Source organism: Variovorax gracilis (assembly GCF_030317115.1).
Lineage (GTDB): Bacteria > Pseudomonadota > Gammaproteobacteria > Burkholderiales > Burkholderiaceae_C > Variovorax > Variovorax gracilis.
The window spans coordinates 1-25,142 of the sequence record NZ_JASZYF010000015.1; the positions used below are offsets into that span (position 1 = coordinate 1).

Below are 25,142 nucleotides of genomic sequence, written 5' to 3' on the forward strand. Positions count from 1 at the left end.
CGACTCCCTCGCGCTGCGCCGCTACCAGGTCGAGCCGCAGGACGAGCGCGTGCCGACACCGGAGGAAGCACAGGCCATCGAAGCCCTGGAAGCCGAGCGCGAGCGTCTCTCGAAGGCCTATCACAGGAACGAGGACCACGAGGATTCCGATGCCGACGACTACGAGGCCGAGGAAGAGCGCCTGTCCACTGCCTTGGACGACCTGGAGGACAAGCTCGACGCCGCCCGCACGGCCTTGCGGGGGTGGACGCCTGAGCAGATGGCGCGCACCGGTGCACTGCTTCGCATCGACCACGCCGGACGGTTGACGGTCCATCGGGGCCTCATCCGGCCCGAGGGCCGGGAGGCAAGGAAGGGTGGTGCGGACAAGGACGCTGGCCGTTCAGGCTCCGGCGTTGGTGGAAACGGATACGGCAGCGGGGATGAAGCAGAACACGGCGAGCGCGAATCATCGGAGGACACGAGGAGGCGCCCCGAGTTCAGCGAGAAGCTCATGCGCGACCTCACTGCCCATCGCACCGCCGCCCTCCAAGCCGCACTGACGCAGAACCCCCGCGTGGCGCTGGTCACGCTCGTGCACCGGATGGCCGAGACCGTCTTCGGCCAGTACAGCCGGGGCAACGATGTGGTGAAGGTGAACGTGCACCTGACCAGCGACTACAGCCTGGCGCAGCACGCCACCGGCTACGAGAACTCGCCGGCCGGCGCGATCCTCGGCCAGGCCGAAACGGCGTGGGGCGACCGGCTCCCCGGCAATCCCGAGGCGATGTTCGCCTGGCTGCTCGGCCAGGACCGCGAGACGCTGCTGGAACTGCTCGCCTACTGCACCGCACGCAGCATCGACGCCGTCGCGGGCCGCGAATGCACACGCGATCAGAGCGATGCCATCGCCGAGGCCCTCGGCATCGACATGGCCGACTGGTGGGTGCCCACCGCCGCGAACTACCTCGGCAACGTCAGCAAGGCCAAGGCGCTGGAGGCCGTGAAGGAAGCGACCGGCATCGATTCCACCAAGGCCGTGGCCGGCATGAAGAAGCCCGACGCCATCGCGTACTGCGCATCCAAGCTCGAAGGCTTGCGCTGGCTGCCTGCGCCGCTGCGTGCATCCACCGCTGTCCCTGCAGCGGCCGAGGATGACGAATAGCCGTCATGGCGCGCCGCACGAAGTGGCGGCGCTTCCCTGAACACCTCCCCCCTCTCTTCCTTCAGGAGACCTTCATGATCACACGCACCTTGATGGTGGCCACCGCTACCGGCATTGCGGCGCTGGCGGCTCTCGGCCTGTTCCTGCGCCAGCCGCAACCGGACCCGGCATCCCATGCTTCGCCTTCGGACTTCGCCACACGCTTCCAACCCGTGCTGGATGGCATTGGCAGCACGCGCGACCTTGCACCCGTCCCGCTGGGCGATGTCGCGCCGACCGATCGTGTCGGCGCTGCAGGCACGGGATCGGAGAAACACCGTGAACCCGGCCAGCACCCGCGCTGACGCCCCGGGGGACGAACACCCTCCGCGGCTCTCCGGTTTCGAGGGCCGATGCCTGTGCCGTCGCACCTGCGAGTGCGAAGAACTGCTGCAGCTGGCGGTGCTCGGGGTCGAGGACGCTCAAGCCCGGCACGGCGATGACGAGGCGCTGAACCAGGTCGCAGCCCTCCTGCGCGAGGCCGAGCGCTGCGTCGAAGAGGCCCGCGTGATCGCAGCCCGTTGGAAAAACGCGTAGCGCTCGACATCAGGTCACGAGCATCGAGCAAGGACCCCAGCGGCGATGAGGGCTGGCATCACGATGCCAGCCCTTCGTCTTGACTGGATCGCACACGGAGGCGGCCAAAGCCGACCCTTGTTGCGAAGATGGCCAACGCGGGGTGCGGCGCGACGAAGGGGATGAGCCCATGCACCGTGGAAACTGGCGCCGCCTGGCATCTGATGCAGGCATCGACGTCGGTGTCGGCATGCCGAACGCAGAGTCCTTGTGTGGCCGTGAGGGCAGGATAGACTGGCGTCAGACATTGTTTACACCCTAGGTGTTCGTGATGCCCTCTTCACCCCGTTCCGCTGTGATCTCGATGCGGCTGCCATCGGAAAACAAGGCACGCTTGGGGGCTCTGGCGGCGCAGCATCGGCTCAGCGAATCGGGGCTACTGGCGAAACTTGTCGACGAGGTGCTCCGGTCGAACCACGAATCGATCCGCGATGCGTGCGTGCCAACCGCTACCGGGCCAAATGAAGCAGAGGGTGCGCGGGACGATCGCATCACCTTGCGGCTGCGCCGTGGCGACCGCACCTTGGCCGGCGCGCGTGCGGGTGCGCGCGGCATGAAGACCGCCAGCTACCTGGCCATGTTGGTCCACAACCATGTTCGCGCGGCCCCGGTCCTGCCGCCACAGGAACTGGATGAGATCAGGACCAGCGCTGCCCAGTTGGCAGCCCTTGGCAGGCAACTGCGGTTGTTCGACATGCCGAACACTCTCCCGGAGCCATCGGCCTCGGAACTCCGCGACCTCATGGCCCGTACGCGCCGCGAAGTGGAATCGGCGAGGGAAGCGGCCGCTGCCGTCGTTCGGCGCAACCTGATCAGTTGGGAGGCCGGCGATGCCTGATCGGGTCACCGGCATGTTGCGCTCCGCTGCGGGGGCGACACGGGACATGACGCTGGACATTGTCAGCTACGGGCGGCGCGGGCCGAGCGGCACGCTGAGGCTGGGCACCGAACAGGTCGAGCAGATCAAACGCACGGTAAGCCGGACGCCGGAGGTGATGGTGAAAGTGTCGGGTGGCGGTAGAGACTCCGGCGCCGTCGACGCACACGTTCGCTATATCGGTCGTCACGGCAAGTTGCCCTTGGAAACGGACGAGGGGCTGACCTTGCAAGGGAAAAGTGTGGCCAAAGCTATCGCGGAAGACTGGCAACTTGAGCTGTGCCGCAGCCAGTACAGGCCGAAGCCAGCGGAGGGTCAGAAGGACACCCGAGCGAAACTGGTTCACAACATCGTGCTGTCGATGCCGGCGGGCACGCCGCCGGAAAAGGTCCTGGCGGCCGCGCGCCTCTTCGCGCGGGAGAACTTTGCGCTTCAGTATCGCTATGCAATGGTTCTGCACACGGACCAGCCGCACCCTCACGTTCATCTGGTGGTCAAGTGCGAGCACGAGTACCAACCGGGCAAGCGCCTGTACGTCCGCAAAGAAACACTGCGCCAATGGCGCGAGCAGTTTGCAGAACTGATGCGGGAGCAAGGCGTTGCGGCCAACGCAACGCCCCGACAAGTGCGAGGGCAGGTGCGCAAGCCCTATCGAGATGCCATCCACCACCGACTTCGCGCAATCCGTGCCGTCAGCCAGACAAGCCCGCACGAACGTTCGCAACGAACCATACCCGCGACCTCCACGTTCATGCGCGCGAAGCTGGCCCGCTTGCTCGGGGCGCTGAACGAGGGGCCATCCGTTTTGCAAACGGGAAAAGACACGATGCTGAGCACACGCGCCCAGGTAGCCGCCAACTGGCGCGAGTCAGCAGACAGGCTGCGCCTCCAGGGGCACACGGAACTGGCGAGCCAGGCTGCCCGATTTGTGGCGGCGATGGCTCCGGTCCGAACCGATGCCGAGCGCATGGCTGCGCGTTGGCGAGTTCAAGTACGCTCGCCGATGCAGGAGCGCATCCCCCCCAGCGGGCAGGGCGAACGAAGTCGGTAGAGGTCCTGTTGCCACGGATCAGCCTCACCGCCGGCGGCAGCAACGCATCGAGCGATCCGATCGTGCTGAAAGACGCAGCAGCCCGATGTGGAGCCTGGTCGCGAATCTGATCGCGCCGCTCTACTGGGCGGTGCGCTGCGCGCGCAGGTCGAGACTTCGCTTGGCGCGGAGTCGGTGTTGCGCGAGCGGGATGCGATCGTGGCGGTGGCGATTCGCGACAGCGAGGAGGCGCTGCGGCTTGCGCGGGTCCAGTGCCGGATCGATGCCGTGGATCTTAGGACGATCGCGCGCAGCCAGTTCTCGCTGTGTGCGGCGCGGACCTCGCGGCTGCGGGTGCAGAGTGGGCAGTCGACGCAGAGGGCGAGGCGTCGCCTTGGGGGCGGGGTCGAGGCGAGCGCCCCGGGCCCCCGGACTCCCGCCTGCCACGCCGGCCGGTTGTAGCATCCGGCCCTCCATTGGACCCTCTGGAGGCCACCAGCCCGACGACGTGGGTCATGGACAAGCGCTCTTTCCTGACCGGCGGACGGCAGTGCTCACCACTGCGCGCACCACCACATCGACCGGCGGCGGCGATTCCGGCGCCAGGCGCCGCAGCATCGCGTTTGGACCGTCATTGCGCGCGCCGGGTTGGGATCGCTCAAGCCTTCAGCGGGGCCGGCGCGCGACATTTCAGCGTGCCTTTTTCCCGGGAGCGCGGTGCTCGAAGTCCGCGGCGTCGGGCTGCCGTCCCTCACCAATGTCGATCATGATGCGCCGCGACAGCATGCGCAGCCAGGCGGGCTTCGCCTGGGACACGTACTTCAGCAGGCGCGCCCTGTTCTCCGGCGTGGGCTCGTAGTGCCTGAACATGGATTGCGCATTCCGGATGAACCTGAGCGCATCCGCCGACGTCGCGGCCGGCCTCGTCCACGTCGAGTAGGGATCCGGCCGGGGCTCGATGGGCTTGCTTTTTTTCATGGCGATCTCCTCATTTCGGCAGCAGTCCAGCCAGCGCGTCGCGCGTGGGCTTCTGATTCATCATGAGCATGTGGTCGATCCCGTAGTCCCTGAGCGTGATGACGTGGTCGCGCTTGTGCAGCCAGAGCTCCAGAAGGCGCGCCGAGTACGCCGGCTGGGTGCCGTCTCCGGGCACGCTGACGACATCGATGATCGGTTGCGGCTCGCCAGCCCACCCCACAAGACGGCGCCCTTCGTCCGATTCGCGGGCCTTGGCTTGGGCAAGTCCCATTTCAACTGGACACCCCGGACATTTCCGGCATCGCTTGTCCTTTCGAAGTCACGCGCAGCCGGGTGTACCACCTGCACGCAGGAAGCGTTTGCCGTAAGTGGCCGTTCCGTCGGCCACCTGGACAAAATGCGCGCGCGCCCGTTGCGGGCGGCGCCTCGCCGCAACCGCTCAACCCGAGACTGGCGCTGCTGGATCTTCGGGTCATCATGGCCCCAGATCCTGGAGCCTTGCTGCGAATGACGCTGAGCCTAGCCGGTCAATCGCCGACGCGCGTTCGCGGGTACGCGGTGGCGAATTGTCGTGAGGTAAAGAGAACGTGCTTTGAGCTACATCAAGGCCTTGTCCACGGGCTTGCGTAGCATTACTTCTCACAACAGGAGACTTTCCATGCATGCAACTTCCGAATCGTTGAAGCGCGATGCGGACACTTCCGACTTCTTGGCGCGTGAAGTGCCTCTCGTCCATTCTTACTTGAATCAGTTGGCGGGGCTCGCACCATGGCCCGCCGCCATATGGGAGTTCTGGCGGGGCCAGTCCTCGCGCTATTTAACCTTTCTCGCTGGCGGCGCCCCATTCGACGCCTGATTGGGGCGATGCTTGGGTGGCGGGCAGCGCTCGAAACATCCGTGGGCCCGCGAGCAGCGAGAGGTTGAATTGCCTGTGTTGGAGAGGATCGGGCGCATGTGCGGAGCGATTTCCTCATAGAGACCCTGTGCCTGCTGACGGCCGCGAACGGGGAATTCGTCTGTGACGACTGCAGGATAGACATCGGCCCGGCCCCTTCCGCAGGCCAATCGCGGTCCGCTGGGTGGGCCCATCGTCGGGATCCTGTGCCCCTTCGACGTCGAACACCGCGCGCTCAGGCTGTGTGAACTTGCGTTCTTGCGCGCCGTGGCACGTTGTTGCCGGAAACCTGGATTGAAATCTACCGAGGGGAGCGCGCAGGCCGCTCCGAGGATTGTGGTGATGACCAACTCTGCAGTTCATAGGTTCGAGTACAACGGCTGGAATGTGGTGGTTGAGCTAGATGGTTCGACCCCCGACGGAGTCATCTCTGGCCGTGCGGATCTTCATTGGAATGAGGGCCACCGATGCCGGATAGCCTTAGCAGGTCGACATGAAAGCGGAGCGAGTGCGATCGCCTCCCTGTCCCAGCGATCGCGCGTCTTCATTGACGACTGGCGAACGAACCGCCTCGAAGATGGTTCGGACTTTCCCTTTCAGCAGACAAGCTCTGAAAGCTGCGTGCGGAAAGTCATGGAGCGGGCGGTCCATCAAATGAAGTGATAGGTATCGGTAATCCCGGCATACCGACTCCCAACCTTCAGCCGAGTTGTCCGTGCCGAGTAAGGCGGGGTGCATGGCGCAGGGAAGCGGAGGGCAGGCGCCAGCGCGCGACGAAGCGGCCGGGCTCCGATTGGCTGAGGCGGCGTGAAGTTCGCGCCGCTCGGTCCGAACTTCTCCAGTGTGCATGCGAAGAGTCGAGTTGGCGTCCCATGCTCGTGTCATCGCGTGGGCGGTCCTTTGGGCGGCAGTTCCCTGGCTTTTCGCTCCTGAGCCGTCGTTTCGCGCGCGGCGATTCGCGCCATGTCGCCGCGCTCGATGCGCTGTGCAATGTTCTCGCGGGCATGAAGCAACAAGCGGCGGGCTTCTTCAGGTGGATACCGTTCCGCTTCGATGACTGCCAGGCCGAAGGCCTTCACAGCCCTTGAGTGATGAGGAAACTCCTTCTCGAACTCGAAACGGTTCATCACCCGGAATGCGCCGGCCTCGCGTGCCCAGCGCAGCATCTGAGATGCAGCTGGATCCTTCTCACAGCGTGCGACCGCCTGGTTGCGCCAAGTGACCGTCTGGCTGGCCAGGTCGCGCGGAACCCCGGGATCGTTGGCAAGGCGCTGAACCAACGTCTCCCACCGCATTGCAAACTGAACGAGTTCCTTCGCTGAGCTTGGCTTGTCCATCAGCACCTCGAGCGTCTCCTGAGCGCGCGGAAGTCGATTCAGAGCGCCGTCGATCACCCGACTCTCGTAGATCTGGCCGCCCATGTGGGTGATGACGCGCAGGCCGTCCACCGACCGTCGGTGTTCCATCGTGCCCAGCAAAACTGCCACATTCCTGAACGCCAACTCGTGGTTCTGGGCCGAGGGCTGCTCGGCTGCCAATCCGACGCGTCGCCTCATCTCGTAGCGTGCCATCATGGCGAGGCGGCTCTCCTCACGCGAGGTAGCCACAAAGATGGCCTGGACGATGTACCCATGATGGCGCAGGTCCGCTGCCAGCTTGGGCACCGCGTCGATGTCGACAGTCTCGATCTCTGCCACGAGGTTCAGCCGCTGTTTTTGCACGTCGGCTACCAGCCGATCGAACCAGGCCCGACAGTGCATCGCGATTCTGCCGGCCGTCATTGGCGGAATGTCGACACCTCCCGTCCACTGAGGATGGTACGCACGCAGTCGGTTGATGGATACATGCACGGCGGTGGGCGCGGTTTGCGTCAGCTGCTTGCGCAGTTGCACGGCGGCATAGGAGGTGCCGGCACCGGGCTGGCCTGCGACAATCATCGCGACGGGCTGTTCCGCACTCTGAACGTTCGCGAGCAAATCGGGCGCCACGCATCGCTCGTAAAGCCTGCGCAGCTCGCGCTCCGAGGTCGCGGAGGAAGGGACCGAGGCGACGCGTGTCATCCCGATTCCTCCTGATTCTCGGGGTCGGCGGCCGGGCCGTAGCGGGTCAGCAGAGCCCGAATGGCTTCGGCATCGGCTGGGTCGAGCGTCGCGAGGTCTTCGCGTGCGATTTCGCGCTCCTGCTGCAGGCGAGCGATCTCACTATCTTGGGGATGGTCGGCATCGAGCAGGCTTTGAATCAGGATCGTGTGTGACGCGACAAACTGGTTGATCAGGGCGAGAGCCAACTCGGCATCGAGCACGGTCTTCGAAGAGTCCCACTGCCGATCGTCATACGCGAAATAGGGGCGGGTGGCCTCCGCCACCCGATGCTCCTGCGGTCGCTCGTCATCGATGGAAAAATCGCCGATTCGCACCGCCTTTGTGACCATCATGCGGATGACGTCCGGCAGTTCCATACCGCGCTCCTGCGCCATCTTCATCGCCTTCTCGGCGATGGCGCGATCGATGCGGATGCGAAGGTGCAGGTTGTCCATGCGACCGCGTGTTATAGCAGCCTCCGCAAGGCGCAATTGCGATGGTGCATGCACCGCAGAAGCTCAGGGACTCGTCGGCCATCTGCCGCAGGTCACAAAGCGGATCGGGCGAGGGCCAGCAGGCTCAGGTGTGCTGGATAGAAGGCGTAGAACACCCAGCGGGAGCGTCGCAAGGGGACGTCGACCTGGGCGGCGCCCCCGACGAGCGGCAGCGCGAACAGCGCTGCGAAGTTCCCGTTGACCACAGCGAGCGAGGCCACGGCCAAGGCCCAAAGTGCGAGCCCGGCTACGGACGGCCTGCGGAAGAAAGCCCACGCCCCCAGGCAACACAACAGCGCCGGCCACCAGAATTCAACAATCGCTCCGCCGACCAGAAAGACCGCCGCGGCGGCGAGCCGATTGGCGAGTCCGTCGCGCTCGAGCAGCCAGACGAGCAGTGTCGCGACGAAAAGCGTGAACAAGATGTTCAATGGCCACCAGCCCATCAGGTAGACGGAAGCGGGCGTTGCGAGAAGCGCGAAGACGGCCAATCGCTGCATCACCCGAATGTGCATATTCGACGCGAATGCGCCAGGGCGGGCCAGGTTGTACATGAGGACGAAGCCGAAAATCGGCATCACCAGGCGGCCCAATGCATAGAGCGCGAGATTGCCCTCATGCAAAAGGTACTTGTTGATGTGGTCGCCGGCCATGAGCAGCAGGCCGACCCACTTCAGTGCTTCCAGGGTGCCGTCCGTGATGCACAGGCGCGGGTGCGCCGGGCCGCGCACTTGCCGGGTGGATGTCTGGGGCATGCGGGCCATGACGGGTTTTCGCGCAGAGACGTCGACGAAATGGGAGAAGCGGCAGCGAAAGGCGGTAACGCGTGAAACGTCAGTACGCGGGCGACAGATCGGAGCCTTCATTCCATAGCCGGCGCCACTCCTGCGTGTACTTCGCGCCGAGCGCGGGAACGTCGCGAACCACGAGAACGTTCTCCGCGTTGCGTCCGGCGGCGGACGACGTGTAGTTGAAACTTCCGGTCTGCACTACCGTCCCGTCCGCCACGATGAACTTGTTGTGCTGCAACGCATAGCGGCCATTGATACGTACGGGTATCTGCTGATTGGCCAGAAAGCGTGCGGCAGAGTAACCCTTGGCCGCCTCGGCCGCGTCGACGACCACCAGGACCTGGACGCCTCGGCGATGCGCATCGCGCAGCGCGGCGGCTACTGGCTTGCTGGTGAATGAGTAGGCCGCGACCAGAAGCGTCGACCGCGCACCGCGTATCGTCTCCAACACCAGCGGCAGGGCTTGGCCGGGTGTGAATTCAGCAACGTAAGTCGGGGCCTGGACGTCTTCCCTCTTGAGTTGAGGGCTGCTCGACTGCTCCGCACGAGGGCTCGCGAGTGATCCGCGCTCGGCGGCGGCGCGCGGAACGCCCAACGCACAGGCGAGCGCCAGGCCCTGTGCCGCCAGGACCGTGCGCAAGGCGAAAGCTCGCCTAGGGGCGCTCACGCGTCAACTCCTCGTAGCTGCGTCCGGTGCGCCGGCGAAGTTGCGACTGCGAGGGAGGCGACCGGCGCCCTGGCAGGATGATGTGCCGACCTTGCTCCATCGCGGCGGCCATCCGTTCGCGGATCATGTGCAGGAGCCGTTCCTGCGATGGTGCGTCCGATGTCACACGCCGTGCGAATTGCTCGGCGAGCTTGAGGCCAGCTGCAGCCGCGGCCAACTCCGGTCGCTGGTCCACGGACTCGCCCGCCCATTGCCCGCTTCGGATCCATTGAGCGCGACGCTGGATTTCTCGCACATGGTCTGGTGTTTCGATGCTCCAGCGGGCCCGCTGGGCAACGATCTTCCTGTCCCCCATCAGCTCTCCCTCGGCATTGCGGTGGGGCACACGGACATTCACCGGACGGGTCCCCTGTTGCGTGAGGATGACTTGCTCGCCGATGCGAGGTTGTGAAGCCGACTCGGCCAGCGCGCGTTCCAGGTCCGCGCCCCAGATTGTGCGATCGCCCACCTCGGTGTGGACCGCGACATAGAAGGACATGCGCTGCGCCGGATCGAACTGGTAGGGCGCGGCGGCGGCGGCCACGAGAATGCCCCGGATCGGTGGACGGGCGCCGTCGCGCGTCGCGCGCGGTGGACGGGACGCTCCGGTGTCTTCGCTGTCGGCGCCCCGAGCCGGCTCGGCGATCGGGTTGGATTGCGGGCCGTTGCCGACGGCAGTGTGCTGCCGTTGATCGGGTTCGGTTGCTGTGTGGTCCTTCGTCGCCTGCGATGGCGCGGCTCTGAATTGGTCGTGCGCAAGCGCGGCCTCCTTCTTGCTCAGGCGGCGCTGGACTTGCCGGACTTCGACCTCCGTAGGGTCGTACCCTCTTGCATCGATCCGGCGCATCGCCGCCTCCCGCCATATGGCCTGCCGAAAGGCCTCTGTGCCGCGCACTTCGATCACTCGCCAGCCCCGCGCTTCGGCGATCGCGACCACGCTGTGAAGTACCTCGAGGTTTTCCGTCCGGACGCGGATGCGGTTGCCGTCGTCGATGAAGGCCAGCGTCCGATCCGGGAAGAAGTACCGGTTGTCCACCTTGAGGTACCGGCGCTCGATGCCGTCGGGAGCGCGGACATGGCTGCGACCGAGGGGTGGTGCGTCACCGATGACCGAGCCTGCAAACTCCCATGACGCAGGGCCGGAGGTGGACGAAGACGCGGCGGCCGCAGAGCCGTCGCTCGCGGGGCGCAATCGGTCAGGGGAATCTGCGTTTGCCATACGGGCTCCTTCATGTCGGTTTAAGTCAGTCCAGGATCCTTGCCATGAACTCGTCCGCCCGGCGCTTCATGTCCTCGTCGCTGAGCTTCTCCGCGGGAATCTCCACGTCGTCGAAATCGAAGGAGAAATCGTCGAGCGCGAGCTTGTCGTTCAGTACGTCGCTCGCCACGCTGGATTCCTTCATCATTGCCTGGCCGAGGCCATGAGCTGCCCCGCGAACCGATGTCTCTGCCCTGGCCGATGAGCGGCGGGCATGGCCTTCTGGATCGTCTTTCTCGTCCTCCGCCCGTCTTGCATGGGCGCCTGCGATCGCATGACTCGATCCGTCGACGTCCAGTTGTGGCACTGCGGGTGGCGGCACCTCGCGCCTGGCGAACGACCTGTCCCGAAAATAGAGGATGCGGTGCGCAAGCACCGGTCGAAGGCCCTCGTAGAAGAGGATCATGCGGGCGGGCCCCAGCTCCTTCACTTCCTGGGGCAGCAGCAGGCGTCGCGGTTGTTCACTGATGCTGACCGTCGCGGCCTTGCCCTCGCCGCCCCACATCGGGCGGCTGATGTTCTTCTGCCGGACCGTGTAGGTGCCGAGTTCGCGCGAGATTGCCTCGGCGTCGTCGTATTCCTTGGGCGGGAAGACGATGCGCGCCGCCAGCATCTTGCGGATCGACTTGGCACCCTCGACTCCGTACTTCTCGACAAGCTGCGAGTTGGACTGAACGATGACCACCGTGCGAACGTTGTAGCCCGGCAGGAAGGCAGTGGATTCGGCGATCACAGGGATCCGGCCGAGTGCGGGAAATTCATCGAGCATCAGCAGAAGCTGAAGCTTCAGGTCCGGATTGTTCTCGGGAAGCTCCCGCGTCTGCAGGCCGATGGCTTGCTGGAAGAACAGGTTCAGCAGGGGCTGCAGCCGCGCAACGTTGTCGGGGTTGATTTGCACATAGATGCTGATCGGACGCTTGCGCAGGGCTCGCAGGTCGAAGTCATTGGCTGAGGTGGCGGCATCGATGAGCGGATTCAGCCACAGGTCCAGTCGGCTGGTGAAGGTCTTCCGAATGCTCGAGGCCGTCGTCGGTGCCAGATCGATGACATCGTAGAGGCTCTGCACCGCCTCCTGGGAGAGCGGGTAGCCTGCGCGTTCGCACGCATCGATCACTCGCTTCCAGTGCTTCTGGAAGCCCTCGGCGTCGCTGGCCATCCCCTGTCGCAGCACCTCACCCAGCGTGCGGGTGGCGCCTTCGGTCTCGAAAAGGTAGAGCGCGATTCCAAGGAAAAGCGAACGCGCGGACGATGTCCAGAAAGGATCGCCGGCCATCGGGTCCGGGAACAGCATGGTGCCGATGCGCTGCAGGTCGTCGATGCAGCGGTAGGGCACCTCCGACACATACCCCAGTGGGTTCCACCGTGCCGAGCACTCCCGCTCAGAAAGAGGATCGAACAGATGGACCTGTTGTCCATGGGCGTGTCTGAAGCCCGCGGTGCGCACGAAGTTCTCGCCCTTGATGTCGCTGACGATGGTCGAGCCGGGCCAGTTCAGCAGGTTGGGCACCACGACGCCCACGCCCTTGCCGCTGCGCGGTGGCGCTTCCAGCTCCACGCCCTGCTGACCCGGGAGCACGAGGTAGCGGCGCCCCAGCCGGCCCAGGATGATTCCGTTGTCCTTGAGCAGGCCGGCCTGCTCGATCTCGCGTCGCGTAGCGAAACGCGCTGCGCCATGGAGTGGGCGGCGACGGGGGACCATGGCCGCCGCGACCAGACCGAGCGTGAGGCCCTGCGCGCCGACCAGAGCCGCTAGCATCGTGCGTCGAACGTCAGGCCGATCGCCGTAGGCTTGCCAGTACGTATGAAGCGTCAGCAGCGACGCATTCTGCGGCGGCAGCTTCATTGCCATCAGGAAGACGTAGGCGGCCACGTACAGGCCGACGAGCCCGCCGACGAGCAATGCAATGGCGATTCTGAAGGGGCTAGGCCAGCCCTCGGCGCCTGGTGCCTGGGTCATACCAAATCTCCCGCACGATGCGACGCTGACCGTCTGTGTTCCGGTCGCGGGCGCACTGCACGACGATGTCCACACTCATCTGCGCCAGATCCACCCCTTCACGGGTGCTCATGCCCTGGCCGGCGTCGCTGCGCTTCATCAACTGGGCCAGCGCGACGAAGGCCATTTCCGCACTGTCAGCGTGAACGCTGGTGATCGAGCCTGGATGACCGGTGTTGACGGACACCAGGTAGTCATAGACTTCCTCGCCCGTGCGCAGCTCCGAGACGAAGATCCGGTCGGGGCGTTGCCGCTTGGCGCTCGCCAGCAGCTGGCCCGGCGTGACGGCAGCCTGACCCTGCGAGCCTTGCGAATAGAAGAGTCGGACGTGATTGGGCTGGTTGCGCAGTGACAACTCCTTGACGTCCTCGATGGTGATGAGACGGTCCTCGGCCGGCACCTCCAGGATCAACGCCTTGCTTACCGTGGTCTTGCCGGAGCCGGTGGCCCCGGCCAGCAGGATGTTCTTGCGATGCTGGACGGCGCGGCGCAGGAACTGGACGAACTGGCGCTTCGCCAGCAGGCCAGTCAGTTCGCGGTCTTCGGATGCCAGCCGATCGACCTCGGGACGACGGGCCTGGACTGCCGGAATGCTGCATGTCGAACCGAAGATGCCCAGACTTTCCAACTCCTCCAGCGTCCAGAGCGCATTCGAGGGCCGGCGAATCGTGATGGAGACCGTGTGGTTCAGCGTGGCGGGCGGGAGCACGATCTGGATGCGTTCGCCGCCGGGCAGGGTGGCTGAGAGCAAAGGCTCATTGGCCGACACGCGTTGGCGCGTGAAATTGGCCACCAGCTTGGCAATGGAAAGGCACCACTCGAAGTTGGCGAATGGCAGGTCCTCGCGGCGCCATCCTGACAGCCGCTCCACGAAGGCCACGCCAGGCTCATTGATGCAGATCTCCGTGATCTCGGGGTCATCAAGGAGGTGGCCGAGGGGGCCCAGGAACAGGGCCAGCGAGGAGGGTTCGCCGCCGTCGACTTGCTCGAAGGCTTCGCGTTCAAGGGGGCGTGGTTTCGGTTCGAAGCGCATAGACGCTCCTGAAGTCAACGTCGCGGGCGACCAGGATCTGGATACGCTCCCCCTGGTTCTTGATTACGGTGGGCGGGATCGCGACAGTGCTGCGCAACACTTCGGTGATGACGTCTCGGCTGCCCTGCGGGCCGAGGATCACCCCACCGCCGCTGCCGATGTTGGTGCCGCTTTGCTGGTGTGCAGCGATCGCCTGCATCGTGCCGTCGATGACCGAAATCAGAATCGCTGCACCGAATCGTTCCCAGAAATGCGTGTCTACGAAGCCGGGCAGTCCATTGCGGCCCAGTTCGTCCGTCCCGGGAGAGGCCAGCTGGACGACCACGCCGGTCGGCGTGCGCGCCTCGTTCCAGACGATGAAAACCCGCCCATGGCCCTGGCGCGGGGAGCCGCGCTGCTCGCCTACGTACTTGGTGCCGCGCTCCAACAGGACCACCTTGCCATCGGCGCCGTAGATGTCATTCGCGCCGATGCAGGTCGCCATGCCCTCGTAGGTCGAATCAATGGCCGTCTCCAGTGTGCAGTCGATGAAGGCGCCCTTGGGGAGAAGGAGGCGGCGGGTTGGCAGCGTCTGCGCTGCGACAGCAGGGGTCGGGGTGGGCTTGAGGTTGGCGAGAAGTGTGCCGCCCCCCGGGACTGCACTGGCGCCTGGAACTTGAAATGCACCCAAGAGTTGCGTCACGTTCGGAACGGCGCCGGGAAGTCCGACCTGCGTAGCAGCGGGACCCGTCATGGCATAGGAGCTCGCGTCCCCTGCGCCGCCCTGCAGCGACTGGGCGCGCCGAAGCACTGGTGCACCGAGTTGCCGCTCCAAGGCCAATTGCTCAGGCGTTTTCTGTGAGGGCGCAGCGTTGGGGGGTACTGAGGGGGCTAGCGCCGGGGGCGCTCCCGCGGTGGAGACGGGGAGTCCGTCCGACGGCGCTCTCGGCGGGTCGATACGTCCGAGCGGCGGGACTTTCATCTCGCCGCCCGCGCGGGCAGCGGTGGCCTTCCTTGCTGCCTCTTCGACGTCACGCGTCTTCGCATACTGGGTGTTGTAGTACCAAAAAAGAAACCCGGCGCCGATCAGCAGGACGGTGGCCAGTGCGAGCGAGCCGCTGACGCGCGATTGGATCGAGCGCTCGCGATTGACGGACGGAATGCCGCGCTCGCCCATCACCGTTGAGCCGCCTGCGTCATTGCGACCTTGCGCTTGTCCCGTCCTTTCACGCTGTGCGGGAAGAATCTCGCCAGTGTCGAGGTCCACCTGCGGAGCCTCGTTGGGGTCCTCGGCAGCATCCTGGTCGAATGTGTCGCTTCTGTCGTCCTGAGAAGCGCCAGAACGGCGGGTACGGTCATGCCAACTCATGGTCCATCTCCCGTGGTGGTTCGCCGGACCCCGGGTACGCTGGTGTTGGCTGGGGTCCGGGCACCGCCGCCGGCGAAGGACTGATTCACGACACAGCCGACCAGTTGGCCGCGACGCAGGACGAAGCGGCGCGCCACCCGATGTATGACGACCTCGTCGTCCTCCACGTTGAAGTTCAACAGGGATTCGGAGCCATCGTCGTTCTGGACGAACATCGCCGGAAATTCGGCGCGCGCCTGGAAGCGCAGGCGCGTCTGGACGCCGTCGTCATATGCGCTCATGGGCCTGAGGGAATCGCTGCCGCAGAACCAGTAGTTCCTATTGCGCGGACGGTCCGATGCCTGACTTATCCGGGCGTCGGCACGGCGACGCTCTGCCTCTGCGGCAGCCGTCCGGGCTTCGTCCTCGGGATACGTGAAGCGGATCGAATACACCATGCGCCGCGCCGCGGCGCCCGAGGGTGCGTTCTGGGAAACCACATAGTCGAAGTGATAGGCGCGACGGTTCGTCAGCACCGTGACGTTCGTGGATGCATGAGCTTCCTTCGGCTTGATGAAGAAGTGATTGCGCTCGGCCCCGACGTCAAAGGCGGCGTTGTCACCGGAGCCGAGGTTCACGAACTCCTCGCCCTCGGCAAACTGGAGGTGGATCTGGTAGCCCACGTAGCCGTGAAGCGTGACCACATCATCGGGGTTGTAGGCAATGACTCGGATCCGCGCATCCACCTTGCCGGCCGGCGGTATCGTGGCCGCCCTTGCTACGGAAGGCGCGATGAGCAACGCGCATGACAAGACCGCGCCCAGTGCGGATCCATGCCATGCGAACCGTGACTTCATCGCCCGTCCCTGATTCCGTTGGCAGACGCGGCCATTCCCGCGGTAGCGACTTCGGGTTCTCGCCTGTACTCCACGACGCGAAAGCCCAGGGGATTGAGCGAGCGCCATTTGTCGTCCTTGGAAGGCTGGACGTAGGCGAACTCGATGGTGGAGACCCAGTGGCTGGCCTGCTCTTCGCCGGTGCCGCCCGGACGGGTGTGGCGTGTGAAGCGAACCTGCGCCAGCTTGTCCTTGCCGCTTTCAAGCTTGAGGAAAGTGACTGAGCGCACCTGCGTACGGATCGCGGTGCCGTCCTTGTAGACGTTCAGGGGCGAAGAAGGGTTGCTCGTGGTCCAGTGCGCAGCCCATTCCTGGTTCAGACGAGGAGAGTTCTGGGACGCGACGAATTCGTAGTCCGCCTCAGCCGTTCCGTAGAAGAAGCGTTCCCGGGCGATGACATAGTTCTGAAGTTGATTGCGAGTAACGAGCTGCTCGACGTCGCTTGTACCGTCGTAGGTCGGGACGATGTCCACGATCCCGCTGCTGCTGTCGACACGGATCAGGACGGGAACGGGTTGTTTAAGCGGTGTGAGGGCGGCGACTGCGACGACAGCCAGCACCGCTGTGACGGCTGCCGCGCAGGCCACGATCCAGGCGACCCTGGCCGATCGCTCGGCGCGCCGCGCGCGATCCATTTCCCAGCTCTGCGCTTCATGCAGGTAGCGCTCAAGCGTCGCGTCCCTGCTCATCGAGACCTCCTGAGGTGGATGCGCCGGGAGTGGCGTTGATCGGCGTCAGTGGGCCTTCGCACTCCGGTGGCATCGGCGGGCGGGTCCCGCAGGCAGCCAGCAGCAACGCAACGAGAAGGTGAATGCGAGGCGTCATTCTTCGTCCCCGAACTTCTATCGTGAATGTGGATTGGGCATCACCTGTTCGCGCGGGATCACCGTGCCACCGCGACGTGCGCCCGTTCTCAGAGCGCCGATCGAAGCGACACCAGCGCCGACGCGGTTGCCGGCGAGGCGGCGGAAGGAGTCCCAACGGCTACCCGGTTCGCCGCGCACACCGTCAATCACGCCTCGGCTGAATTCGTAGCTTGAGCGCTTGGCACCTCCGAGCGCCCAGCCAGTGAGTCCGCTCACAAACCCAAAGGAACTTAGGGCAATGCCGCTGGCAAGCCCGGCGGCTATGGGCATAACTTGCCGCATGATTAAGAGCACAAGTGAAGCACACAGGACCATATTGAGCGCATCCACGGTGACGATGGCTGCGCCGCGCTCAGCTGTCTGCGTCGCGTATGACGACACGACCTTCAACACGAGTGTTGCGACAAGCGTACTTAACACTGCGACCAGGGCGTAGTTCGCCAGTTGTGCGATCCATGATTCAAAAAACCGTCGCGTGGCTTCGAAGAACAGCAAAGAGATAAAGATCGGGCCAAGCGCCAAGATCAATGCAAGGGCGAGCTTTGATAGCGCAAGCAGAAAGAGCGCGTACACAGCCACGCCACCCATGATGAAATAGACGATCGCCCCGGCAAGATAAAAACCGAAATCACCGCTCAAGACCCCTCCCTTGTTCCAGAGGTTGGATGCAACGGTGCCGCCTTTGTCCCATATCGTGTCGATGATCGTGACGGAGTCACCAGATCCGGTGATGACTGCTGCCAGTTGCCCAGGGGCGGTGAAGAAAGTGTCTACGATCACGCCATTGAAAACCCATAGTCTTAGGCCGACACCCAAGACGATTGCGATAAAGAAGATTCGCTTAATTCCCTCCAAGATCGGCTCTTGAATTCTCCCAGTGAGACTGAGAAATCCCCAGATCATCACGTAGATGGTTGCAAGCGTGACGGCCGCAGGTTCGATTGCGGCTGCAACTGCCGCGGTCTTCGTGGCGATGTAGTCGGTCAACTGCGAGGTGAGCCAGTTCCAGAACTGTTGGAAGAACATTTCGGTCCTCTTCGCGTGAGTTCATCATTTCCCTGTTCCGGCGGCAGGAGGCATTTTTGGCTGGAATCGCTTCTGAAAATCTCCATGATCTGGCTTTGGCTTGTTGGTAGTGCTAGGTGCTGTTGGCTCTGCTTCATCGGCTATTGGAGTGACCTGCTGTGTCGGTTCCTGTCGGGTGATCAAGTGATAGGCGGCGCCTGCAGTCGCGACAGCGACGACTGCGATTACGACTACGATGACAATTGACTTCGACATGGCTCGTCAGGGGCTTGGGGTGAAGCGAGTAGAGAACGCTCCGTGTCCAGAGATGACTTGCTCTCTCGTGCGCAGCTGTTGCGCTGCGTCTTCGGCCTTGGCAATCTGATAGAGGCTTTGAAGTTTCGTCTGCTCGTTGGTAAGCATGTTCTGCTCGGCCTGTATGCGTGCTTGCAGGTCCTGTATGGCCTTGGGATCTTTTGCAGTTCCAATCCGATCCACAAGTTGCTGAAGCGCTGAGAAGCGTTGGCTCGTGTTCTGGTACGCCGTTTGCGTCATGCCATTGAGCATGGCGGATGCCTGTCGACCCTGCTCAACGATCCGGCGCATGTCCGGGCTCAGGGCGTCCATTTGGCTGGTCGAAAGGACGTTGTTCGCTTTCATGATCGCCTGAACCTGATTCGCCAGTCCGGCGTAGCCTGTTGATGGTGCGTTGACGATGTTCATCAGATCGCCATAGGTCGATGGCAGGTAGTTGCGCGCTAGGTTCGACGCGGGCAGCAACTGCTCCATGCCGCGTGTCCCCGTCATTGCGCTGTACGTTTGCGACAGCTGGCCATTGCTCTGCACCAGTTGGTCGTACTGCCTCTGCATCGCAGAGATTTGCTGCTGCCAGTAGGTCAGCTGCTGCATCAGATTGCCGAGCGCGGCGAAGTCGATCACCGGAATCCCGGCCCGTGCTTGCATCGGAGCGAACAAGGCTGCAGCGGAAAGAAGGAGAGCAAGGAGGTGCCTACGCATGAGATTTCTCCTGTATAGGACTGTCAGAAGGGGAAGTGGGGTGCTTGGCGACAGCGGCCCTGAAGGGCGCAAGCCACTGCTCAGGATGAGGACCATGCCGTTCGACACATTCCCGCATGAGGCGCACGTTGCTCGTCCGTCCGGAGATGACATGCAGGGCGTCATCGAAGCCCCTCAGGTCGAGCTGGGCGACAACGCTCACGTGGTTCTGCTTGATGAGAAACTGTCGGGATCCCGGTTCCAATTCCTGCTTGACGAGAGCGAACTCCCGGTCCGTCAGGCTGAAGCCCTGCGTGTACTCCCCGTAGTCAGCTTCCGGGTTGGGGAACAGGATCTTGGTGGGCGTCTGCTCGACAATCGAGCGTGCGATACCCGAATCGAGCACATGGCTTGCACTCTGTGTGAAGGTGGCGATGTTCGCATTCTTCTTGCGCCACGTCTCCAGGCCGTTCTTGGCAAAGCGGGCGAACGCGGGGTCGCTCAGGAGTTTGGCGAACTCGTCCATCCAGCACACCAGCGGCCGGCCGTCGACCATCCGATTGACCAGGTGGAAGAGGTACAGGGTCAGCGGCGCCCGGACTACCTCGTTGTCCAGAAAGTCCGTGACATCGAAGCCGACCAGAGAATGGTTGGCGAGCAAGGGGGCGACGAGGTCTTCGTCGCTGTCGAAGACCCAGGCGTAGTCGCCGTGTTCCGAGGCGCACCACTTGCGCAGGCGAGCATGCATCCCATCCGGATCCGTGACGTCGAGAAAGGCGATCAACCGAGAGAGCCGGCGAAAGGGCATGTCAAGCTTGAGCGTGCCGCGCAAGGCTTGGTCGAGGTCGTCTTCCTGGCGCACCGTCAGGGCGTCCATGGGCGAGCGCATGACGAGTCGGTGCAGCCAGTGCCGCATGAATTCGACGTTGTCTGTGATTGCGTCGTCGAGTTGTAGCGGGTTGCAGCCGGTCGGGCAGCCATTCTTCAGGGGAAGATACTGACCACCGAGCGCCCGCACGAGGATGTGGAGTCCTTCGTCCTTGTCGAAGATCACCTGCGTGGCATCCAGACGATTGCAGATGGCCACCATGCAGAACCCCAGCAATGTGGACTTGCCAGTGCCCACGGGTCCGATCCCAGTGATGTGACCCACGTCCCGGCGGCTGCCTCCATCGGGGCTGCGTGGATCGCTCGCGTGAAGCGAGAAATAGTAGGGGGAACCGGCGCGTGTCATGAGCATCGTCAGCGCATTACCCCAGAAGTTGCCTGTCGCACGCCCGGTCGGGAAATTGTGAAACGGCGACATGGCCGCGAAGTTGCGACTGGTGATCGGCGCCTTGCGCGTGCGGTAGGCAAAGTTGCCCGGCAGCTGTGCCCAGAAAGCCGCCTCGAGTGCAAGGTCCTCGCGTGCGACCACCATGCCTGTGTCGCCGAGAAGGGAGCGCGCTCGGGCGATGTTGTCGTTGAGCTGCTTGAGGCGAGGGCGGCCCTCCGCCTCGTTCACCCCTTCGTACGCATCCGCCAGAACATGCAGGCTGAAATGATGGTCGCCGACAACGAAGCGATTGCTCATCAGATCGTCCAGCGCGTCCTGAATCTCTACGGCCTGGGAGACCGCGAGGTCTCCCGACGCCGCCATCCGGTTGTGTTGACGGCTCATCATGTCGGTGGCCGTACCCTTCGCCAGGAAAGTAAAGCTCTGCGTCAGGACGAAGGGGAAGGGCGCCGTGAGGAGGGCGCTGAACATTCCCGGCGCCGTTGGCGTGGGATATTCCTTGATCCCCAGGAAGGCCCCGATGCGGGTCTGCGTGCCGGTTCGATATTCCATCGCCTCATTGCCAAAAAACGGGCGCGTGGTCGCGATCACCTCGTCAAGGGGCGCCCGCGGCAGCGGCATGCGTTGCCATTCGCCATTGACCAGCAGACCATGGAACTCGACCAGCGAGGAGAACAGAACGTCCGCTCCCTCGATTCGATAGGCGCCCAGCGCCTCGGGGTCATAACGTTCCAGCGCTGCGAGCAGTTCTTGTCGCAACTTGGTGCAGGCGTCCAGGGAATCCCGGAGTTCGGTGCGCTCTCCATGAGGGTCTGTACGCTTGAGCAAGCGCAGGGCTGCGTTGCCCAATCGAGTAGGCTGGGGACGGTAGACAACCGAGACGAACAGTTCGTTGACCATGAGTTGTTCGTCCGCCATCTTGCGGCGGTAGCGTTGTTCGAGCTCGTGCGCAAACCCAGCGACGGTGCGCCCGACCGGGTAGGCGGTCTCGCGCCGGCGTATCACATGGGTCCAGAGCGCCAGATTCGGCGAGGCGAGATTGCGCAGCAGGACGTTGAGGCGCTCATGCCAGCTGTTGATGTCCTCGTCGTCGGCGCTCTCGAAGCTGGCGCCTGCCAGCCGCAGGGTTTGGACGTAGTCGCCCGCGCGAGTGCGCGCCACATGCTCGTGCACATGGGCGACCAGCGGAATCATGGCCGCAGCCCCGACCTCGCGGCGCAAAAGGTTCTCGGCGCGTGAGAGCAGTTGCATCGATCATCACTCCGATCAAATCCAGACTGGCGCACTGCGCCGGCGGCCGCGGTCGTCGGGCAGGTCCAGCGTCAGGGGGCTGTAGGAGCTGGCGCGCCAGTACCGCAGGTTTCCCCGGAGCATCGCGGGCAGGCGCGTACGTCCCCACAGCTGCAAGAGGTCGAAGAACCGCGGCTCGTAGAGGCACACCAGATACAGCACCCCATGGACGGGCACGAAGGCCAAGAGCCATGCAAGGTTCTTCGTCACGATGAAGGATTCGGTGATGACGATGAGGTTGAACATCATGGCCGAGTAGGTGACCCCCCAGACCATCGACGGCCGGGTCATCCCCACGAAGAGTGGGTCTGCCAAGATCCCCTGGTTGCGGCTCATGGTCGCTGTCCTTCAGACGCCGAAGAGGCCGCGAATCCAGGAGACGATCTGGGGGCCGCCGAAGACCAGCACGGTGCCGATGACGACGGCGACCATCCACCACCAACTCAAGCGTCCGAACCAGGCCATCGCGCCGGACACCATGACGGCAACCGCGGCGATCGGTGTCAGGATCATGGTGAGCTGCTGTTGGGTGGCATTCGCGCCGGTGGCGAACGGGCTGCCGGCCTGGGCCAGATCGGGAAGGATCGTACAGAGAGCTGGCAGCAGCGTGACCCAGAGGGAATGGGCCCAACAGGGTGAGCGGATTGCCGGGTCGACTAGTCCAGAAGCTCGAGCCGCACGAGAGTTCGCCCGATTCCCAGCGTCTTCAGATGGGTGATCAGGGTTTCCAGGCTGCGAAAGGTCCTCGGCTGACCCGAGGATCCGATCAGGACGCTCCGCCCGAAGCGCCAGGCAACGATGGGTTGCATCTGGAATCTCCCAGGATCCACCTCGACGATGATCACTTCGTTCACCGCCCGCTTGTGGAGCAGCTCGACAAGCTCGAGCTGGCTTACCGGATTGCCGGTCGGGCGAGAGGTCTTGTCTGTCTTTGTTTTGAGCCGAACGGCGGTGGCCATGGGTAACCGTGATGAATTGGGATGGCACCGAATTGTGAACGAAAGTTCTCGGAAGCATGGGCTCTACTCCAGTCGACGGGCAGAAACAGTTCGCACCGCCTGTTCAGGAGGCGGTGCTACGGAAACCGGGACGACGGGGTCGGCGCGGCGACCCTTGCCGTAGACGTCCCACCACGGCGTGATTCGTGGCGTGGTCGGTGGCGTCGCAGACGGCGATGCCGTCGGCGTGGCCCTGGGCACGGCGACCGCGCCTCCGCTAGTCTTCGAGCCAGCGGGACGCGTCACGATGGCGAGTTCGCGCTGAAGTCCGACGATGTCTTCTCGGGTGCGGCGGAGTTGTTCTTCGGCATCTGCTGCGCCCGTGGCATCGGACGCAGCCAGACGCTCGGCCATTCGGTGGGCGAGTGCTTCCAGCAGGGTTTCGGATCTGTACAGCTCCTGCCGGAGGATTTCAATTCGATCGTTGTCACGCGCCACCTGGTGGGCCGGGATAACAAATCGCTGCGCAGAACTTGCAGCTTGCGCAAGAGCGCCGTTCGCGCATGACATCCAGCCCACCACGACGATGAATGTGATCGCAGCCGATCGCCACTCCTGTCTCGTAAACATGCCGCCATGACCGCACGCAACTCGCATGGGCGCAATGTCCGCCACTACGATCCCGGTTGTCAACAAAAGCAGATCACATGAAATTCTATAGTTAGCTATAGAACATCTCGACAAACGAAAAAAGAAGGACTACGCTAACTGCGCGAAAACATTGAGAAGTCGCCAGCCGGTGGTGCGAAGTCGCAACCCATGTGCCACTGGACGGTTGCGACCGAGGCAACGCACTTGGAAAAGTGCTTTACCTCTTGTAGCGAGTTGACAGATCGGCGCTTGCGGCGAGCGCGAAATCGGTGAGGTGCTGCCATGTCGAATGTGGTCGTGTTTGGGAACCAGAAGGGTGGTGTCGGCAAGTCGACTCTGTCGGTGCTTTATGCATGGTGGCTCGCGGATGTGCATCGCCAGTCGGTGTGCTTCATCGACCTGGACACCCAGGCGAATGCATCGAAGACGTTGCGGCGGTTCGACTCCGACGTGGCGTCGGTGGCATTGTTCGAGGATCGATCGCTCGACTGGTCCATCCGGCGCGCGCCATGTTCCATGACCTTGGTGCGTGCGTCAAAAAAGCTGGCGGATATCGAGTTGGCGAAGGCCGAACAGGTCATTCCGACCTTTCGCAGCAGCGTGCGCCGGGTCTCGGAACAGTTCGACACCGTGGTCATCGACACGCCGCCCGCGCTGGGCCTGCGGATGAGTGCGGCGCTCATTGCGGCGACCGCGGTGGTCTGTCCGATCGAGTTGGAGGAATACAGCATCGACGGGGTGACCGACATGCTCAAAACCGTGTTCGGCGTGCGCAAGCGATACAACCCGCGGCTGCACCTGGCGGGGATTGTGCTGAACCGCTTCAATGCGCATTCGGCGCGACAGAAGCTTGCGATGCAGCAACTGGTCAGGACTTATCCGGAATTTGTGATTCCGGCAGTGGTGTCGATGCGCTCTGCGATTCCCGAGGCGCTTGCGCAAGAGCGAGCGGTCTGGGCATTGCCCAAGAGCGCCGCGCGAGCCGCGAGCGCGGAACTGAAGGAGGTCTTCGAGCGGCTCCAGGTGTGCATCGAAGGCCACTCGAAGGCGGGGCAGGAGGCGACGGCATGAGCGATCTGGATGCCCTTGACCTCAGCGCCCTCTCGCAATTCCGCCCCTCTGATCTGCTGGCGGCAGGGGAGGGAGTCTCTCTGCCATGCCCGCCGATACAGGTCGACCTGTCGATGCTGGACTTCGATCCCGCACAACCGCGACGTAGCTTCAGAGAGGAAAGCATCGAGGAGCTGAGTGCATCCATTCGCCTGCATGGCGTGCTTGAGCCGGTGTCGGTGCGCAGCCATCCGGCTGCGGTCGGCCGCTATGTCGTCAACCGTGGAGAACGCCGTGTGAGGGCAGCGCGACAAGCCGGGCTGGTCACGGTGCCGGCGTTCATCGACGAGCGAGTCGATCCGTTTGCCCAGGCGGCTGAGAACTTGCACCGCGAAGACATGTCCGCGTTCGACCTGGCGCAATTCATCAGCGAACGTGAACGCGAGGGAGCGTCGCGGGCCGAGATCGCCAGGCGACTGGCGAAGCCGCGCTCTTTCATCACGGAAGCTGCGGCACTCATCGACGCACCGGACGCGTTGAAGACTGCTGTTGCGCAGGGTCGCGTCGGTGCAGACGTGCGCACGCTCTATCGGCTGGTCTCGGCTTGGCGCGAAGCGCCGGAAACGCTGGCCCTTGTCGTCGCCAGTGATTTAGCCGTGAATCGGTCCAGCGTCGATGCGTTGCTTGCCCGCGCGCGTTGCGACCCAGTCGAGGCGGCGGAGATACGGCGTGTGAGCGCCCGATCGACATGGCCCAGCGGGGGACGCACAGTGCTGGTTGTGGTCCACGAGGGACGTCGTGGGTCGCTTCGGATCAAGGCGCACGACGGCGACGTGGGGGAGGTGCGATTTGGCGATGGGTCCAGCCGTTCGGTCCCCTTGGGGGAATTGCGCCTGGTGTGCTGGGCCACGGAAGAAAAAGAATGAATGGGGCTCGGCATGCGAAGGAA

26 protein-coding genes and 1 pseudogene are annotated in these 25,142 nt (G+C 63.9%); 8 read left to right on the forward strand and 19 right to left on the reverse strand.

Features of this window, described 5'->3' with window-relative positions; translation table 11 throughout:
* The 5 genes and pseudogenes from QTH97_RS23885 to QTH97_RS23905 form a co-directional block, all read left to right on the forward strand.
* Positions 1-1,144, forward strand: a pseudogene (locus QTH97_RS23885) (hypothetical protein); the annotation flags it as partial.
* A 74-nt stretch (positions 1,145-1,218) separates the two neighbouring features.
* Positions 1,219-1,488 carry a hypothetical protein gene (locus QTH97_RS23890; RefSeq protein ID WP_286570974.1) on the forward strand — a complete coding sequence of 90 codons (270 nt, stop codon included), beginning with the start codon at positions 1,219-1,221 and terminating at the stop codon, positions 1,486-1,488.
* Positions 1,463-1,720 (forward strand): hypothetical protein, encoded by a 258-nt coding sequence (locus QTH97_RS23895; protein ID WP_286570975.1) that lies wholly within the window; start codon positions 1,463-1,465, stop codon positions 1,718-1,720. Before QTH97_RS23890 ends, QTH97_RS23895 begins: the two co-directional genes overlap by 26 nt.
* 310 nt (positions 1,721-2,030) lie before the next feature.
* Positions 2,031-2,597, forward strand: coding sequence for a hypothetical protein (locus QTH97_RS23900; protein WP_286570976.1), 567 nt, complete (start codon positions 2,031-2,033; stop codon positions 2,595-2,597).
* Positions 2,598-2,643: 46 nt separating this feature from the next.
* Entirely contained in the window at positions 2,644-3,687 is a 1,044-nt protein-coding gene (locus QTH97_RS23905) for a relaxase/mobilization nuclease domain-containing protein (RefSeq protein ID WP_286570977.1), read from the forward strand.
* Positions 3,688-4,356: 669 nt separating this feature from the next.
* On the opposite strand, the gene QTH97_RS23910 is transcribed toward QTH97_RS23905, so the two are convergent.
* Positions 4,357-4,644, reverse strand: coding sequence for a hypothetical protein (locus tag QTH97_RS23910; RefSeq protein ID WP_286570978.1), 288 nt, complete (start codon positions 4,642-4,644; stop codon positions 4,357-4,359).
* A 10-nt stretch (positions 4,645-4,654) separates the two neighbouring features.
* Entirely contained in the window at positions 4,655-4,915 is a 261-nt protein-coding gene (locus tag QTH97_RS23915; RefSeq protein ID WP_286570979.1) for a hypothetical protein, read from the reverse strand.
* A gap of 966 nt (positions 4,916-5,881) precedes the next feature.
* Between QTH97_RS23915 and QTH97_RS23920 the strand changes: the two genes are divergently transcribed.
* Complete coding sequence (locus QTH97_RS23920) at positions 5,882-6,202, forward strand: hypothetical protein (RefSeq protein ID WP_286570980.1); 321 nt, start codon at positions 5,882-5,884, stop codon at positions 6,200-6,202.
* Between the two features lie 218 nt (positions 6,203-6,420).
* Here QTH97_RS23920 and QTH97_RS23925 read toward each other — a convergent pair whose 3' ends face one another.
* From QTH97_RS23925 to QTH97_RS24005, 17 genes are all read right to left on the reverse strand, one after another.
* A complete protein-coding gene (locus QTH97_RS23925) occupies positions 6,421-7,599 on the reverse strand; it encodes a zeta toxin family protein (protein ID WP_286570981.1) in 1,179 nt (392 codons plus the stop codon).
* Entirely contained in the window at positions 7,596-8,075 is a 480-nt protein-coding gene (locus tag QTH97_RS23930) for a hypothetical protein (RefSeq protein ID WP_286570982.1), read from the reverse strand. Before QTH97_RS23930 ends, QTH97_RS23925 begins: the two co-directional genes overlap by 4 nt.
* Positions 8,076-8,167: 92 nt before the next feature.
* Positions 8,168-8,980, reverse strand: coding sequence for a TraX family protein (locus tag QTH97_RS23935; RefSeq protein ID WP_286570983.1), 813 nt, complete (start codon positions 8,978-8,980; stop codon positions 8,168-8,170).
* Positions 8,949-9,545, reverse strand: coding sequence for a phospholipase D family nuclease (locus tag QTH97_RS23940; protein WP_286570984.1), 597 nt, complete (start codon positions 9,543-9,545; stop codon positions 8,949-8,951). The genes QTH97_RS23935 and QTH97_RS23940 overlap by 32 nt, the downstream gene beginning before the upstream one ends.
* 13 nt (positions 9,546-9,558) lie before the next feature.
* Positions 9,559-10,830 (reverse strand): LPD7 domain-containing protein, encoded by a 1,272-nt coding sequence (locus QTH97_RS23945; RefSeq protein ID WP_286570985.1) that lies wholly within the window; start codon positions 10,828-10,830, stop codon positions 9,559-9,561.
* Between the two features lie 25 nt (positions 10,831-10,855).
* Complete coding sequence (locus tag QTH97_RS23950; protein WP_286570986.1) at positions 10,856-12,826, reverse strand: type IV secretory system conjugative DNA transfer family protein; 1,971 nt, start codon at positions 12,824-12,826, stop codon at positions 10,856-10,858.
* Positions 12,792-13,898, reverse strand: coding sequence for a P-type DNA transfer ATPase VirB11 (gene virB11 / locus QTH97_RS23955; protein ID WP_286570987.1), 1,107 nt, complete (start codon positions 13,896-13,898; stop codon positions 12,792-12,794). The genes QTH97_RS23950 and virB11 overlap by 35 nt, the downstream gene beginning before the upstream one ends.
* Positions 13,867-15,246, reverse strand: coding sequence for a type IV secretion system protein VirB10 (gene virB10 / locus QTH97_RS23960; protein WP_286570988.1), 1,380 nt, complete (start codon positions 15,244-15,246; stop codon positions 13,867-13,869). Before virB10 ends, virB11 begins: the two co-directional genes overlap by 32 nt.
* Positions 15,243-16,082: a P-type conjugative transfer protein VirB9 gene (gene virB9 / locus QTH97_RS23965; protein ID WP_286570989.1), complete on the reverse strand. Its 840-nt coding sequence runs from the start codon at positions 16,080-16,082 to the stop codon at positions 15,243-15,245. The genes virB10 and virB9 overlap by 4 nt, the downstream gene beginning before the upstream one ends.
* A complete protein-coding gene (locus QTH97_RS23970) occupies positions 16,079-16,810 on the reverse strand; it encodes a VirB8 family type IV secretion system protein (protein WP_286570990.1) in 732 nt (243 codons plus the stop codon). Before QTH97_RS23970 ends, virB9 begins: the two co-directional genes overlap by 4 nt.
* Before the next feature lie 153 nt (positions 16,811-16,963).
* Positions 16,964-18,013 carry a TrbL/VirB6 family protein gene (locus tag QTH97_RS23975; RefSeq protein ID WP_286570991.1) on the reverse strand — a complete coding sequence of 350 codons (1,050 nt, stop codon included), beginning with the start codon at positions 18,011-18,013 and terminating at the stop codon, positions 16,964-16,966.
* 261 nt (positions 18,014-18,274) lie between these two features.
* Positions 18,275-19,009 (reverse strand): TrbJ/VirB5 family protein, encoded by a 735-nt coding sequence (locus QTH97_RS23980; protein ID WP_286570992.1) that lies wholly within the window; start codon positions 19,007-19,009, stop codon positions 18,275-18,277.
* Positions 19,002-21,515 carry a VirB4 family type IV secretion/conjugal transfer ATPase gene (locus QTH97_RS23985; RefSeq protein ID WP_286570993.1) on the reverse strand — a complete coding sequence of 838 codons (2,514 nt, stop codon included), beginning with the start codon at positions 21,513-21,515 and terminating at the stop codon, positions 19,002-19,004. The genes QTH97_RS23980 and QTH97_RS23985 overlap by 8 nt, the downstream gene beginning before the upstream one ends.
* Before the next feature lie 15 nt (positions 21,516-21,530).
* Complete coding sequence (locus QTH97_RS23990) at positions 21,531-21,890, reverse strand: VirB3 family type IV secretion system protein (protein ID WP_286570994.1); 360 nt, start codon at positions 21,888-21,890, stop codon at positions 21,531-21,533.
* 12 nt (positions 21,891-21,902) lie between these two features.
* A complete protein-coding gene (locus QTH97_RS23995) occupies positions 21,903-22,316 on the reverse strand; it encodes a TrbC/VirB2 family protein (protein WP_286571086.1) in 414 nt (137 codons plus the stop codon).
* On the reverse strand, positions 22,211-22,513 hold the full coding sequence (locus QTH97_RS24000; RefSeq protein WP_286571089.1) for a hypothetical protein: 303 nt from the start codon (positions 22,511-22,513) through the stop codon (positions 22,211-22,213). The genes QTH97_RS23995 and QTH97_RS24000 overlap by 106 nt, the downstream gene beginning before the upstream one ends.
* Before the next feature lie 63 nt (positions 22,514-22,576).
* Positions 22,577-23,122: a hypothetical protein gene (locus QTH97_RS24005; protein WP_286570995.1), complete on the reverse strand. Its 546-nt coding sequence runs from the start codon at positions 23,120-23,122 to the stop codon at positions 22,577-22,579.
* Between the two features lie 303 nt (positions 23,123-23,425).
* On the opposite strand from QTH97_RS24005, the gene QTH97_RS24010 reads away from it, so the two are divergent.
* Entirely contained in the window at positions 23,426-24,214 is a 789-nt protein-coding gene (locus tag QTH97_RS24010) for a ParA family protein (RefSeq protein WP_286570996.1), read from the forward strand.
* Positions 24,211-25,119, forward strand: a complete 909-nt coding sequence (locus QTH97_RS24015) for a ParB/RepB/Spo0J family partition protein (RefSeq protein WP_286570998.1) — start codon at positions 24,211-24,213, stop codon at positions 25,117-25,119. Before QTH97_RS24010 ends, QTH97_RS24015 begins: the two co-directional genes overlap by 4 nt.
* Positions 25,120-25,142 lie beyond the last annotated feature (23 nt).

Excerpts from the sequence above, each read along its gene's own strand:
- QTH97_RS23930 (WP_286570982.1), bottom strand. The coding sequence starts at position 8,075 with ATGGACAACCTGCACCTTCGCATCCGCATCGATCGCGCCATCGCCGAG.
- QTH97_RS23990 (WP_286570994.1), bottom strand. The coding sequence starts at position 21,890 with ATGAGCCGCAACCAGGGGATCTTGGCAGACCCACTCTTCGTGGGGATG.
- QTH97_RS23980 (WP_286570992.1), bottom strand. The coding sequence starts at position 19,009 with ATGCGTAGGCACCTCCTTGCTCTCCTTCTTTCCGCTGCAGCCTTGTTC.
- QTH97_RS23950 (WP_286570986.1), bottom strand. The coding sequence starts at position 12,826 with ATGACCCAGGCACCAGGCGCCGAGGGCTGGCCTAGCCCCTTCAGAATC.
- virB10 (WP_286570988.1), bottom strand. The coding sequence starts at position 15,246 with ATGAGTTGGCATGACCGTACCCGCCGTTCTGGCGCTTCTCAGGACGAC.
- QTH97_RS24015 (WP_286570998.1), top strand. The coding sequence starts at position 24,211 with ATGAGCGATCTGGATGCCCTTGACCTCAGCGCCCTCTCGCAATTCCGC.
- QTH97_RS23970 (WP_286570990.1), bottom strand. The coding sequence starts at position 16,810 with ATGAGCAGGGACGCGACGCTTGAGCGCTACCTGCATGAAGCGCAGAGC.
- QTH97_RS24005 (WP_286570995.1), bottom strand. The coding sequence starts at position 23,122 with ATGTTTACGAGACAGGAGTGGCGATCGGCTGCGATCACATTCATCGTC.
- QTH97_RS23945 (WP_286570985.1), bottom strand. The coding sequence starts at position 10,830 with ATGGCAAACGCAGATTCCCCTGACCGATTGCGCCCCGCGAGCGACGGC.
- QTH97_RS23925 (WP_286570981.1), bottom strand. The coding sequence starts at position 7,599 with ATGACACGCGTCGCCTCGGTCCCTTCCTCCGCGACCTCGGAGCGCGAG.
- virB9 (WP_286570989.1), bottom strand. The coding sequence starts at position 16,082 with ATGAAGTCACGGTTCGCATGGCATGGATCCGCACTGGGCGCGGTCTTG.
- QTH97_RS23975 (WP_286570991.1), bottom strand. The coding sequence starts at position 18,013 with ATGTTCTTCCAACAGTTCTGGAACTGGCTCACCTCGCAGTTGACCGAC.
- QTH97_RS23890 (WP_286570974.1), top strand. The coding sequence starts at position 1,219 with ATGATCACACGCACCTTGATGGTGGCCACCGCTACCGGCATTGCGGCG.
- QTH97_RS23905 (WP_286570977.1), top strand. The coding sequence starts at position 2,644 with ATGACGCTGGACATTGTCAGCTACGGGCGGCGCGGGCCGAGCGGCACG.
- virB11 (WP_286570987.1), bottom strand. The coding sequence starts at position 13,898 with ATGCGCTTCGAACCGAAACCACGCCCCCTTGAACGCGAAGCCTTCGAG.
- QTH97_RS23900 (WP_286570976.1), top strand. The coding sequence starts at position 2,031 with ATGCCCTCTTCACCCCGTTCCGCTGTGATCTCGATGCGGCTGCCATCG.
- QTH97_RS23920 (WP_286570980.1), top strand. The coding sequence starts at position 5,882 with ATGACCAACTCTGCAGTTCATAGGTTCGAGTACAACGGCTGGAATGTG.
- QTH97_RS23915 (WP_286570979.1), bottom strand. The coding sequence starts at position 4,915 with ATGGGACTTGCCCAAGCCAAGGCCCGCGAATCGGACGAAGGGCGCCGT.
- QTH97_RS23910 (WP_286570978.1), bottom strand. The coding sequence starts at position 4,644 with ATGAAAAAAAGCAAGCCCATCGAGCCCCGGCCGGATCCCTACTCGACG.
- QTH97_RS24010 (WP_286570996.1), top strand. The coding sequence starts at position 23,426 with ATGTCGAATGTGGTCGTGTTTGGGAACCAGAAGGGTGGTGTCGGCAAG.
- QTH97_RS23935 (WP_286570983.1), bottom strand. The coding sequence starts at position 8,980 with ATGAAGGCTCCGATCTGTCGCCCGCGTACTGACGTTTCACGCGTTACC.
- QTH97_RS23985 (WP_286570993.1), bottom strand. The coding sequence starts at position 21,515 with ATGCAACTGCTCTCACGCGCCGAGAACCTTTTGCGCCGCGAGGTCGGG.
- QTH97_RS24000 (WP_286571089.1), bottom strand. The coding sequence starts at position 22,513 with ATGGCCACCGCCGTTCGGCTCAAAACAAAGACAGACAAGACCTCTCGC.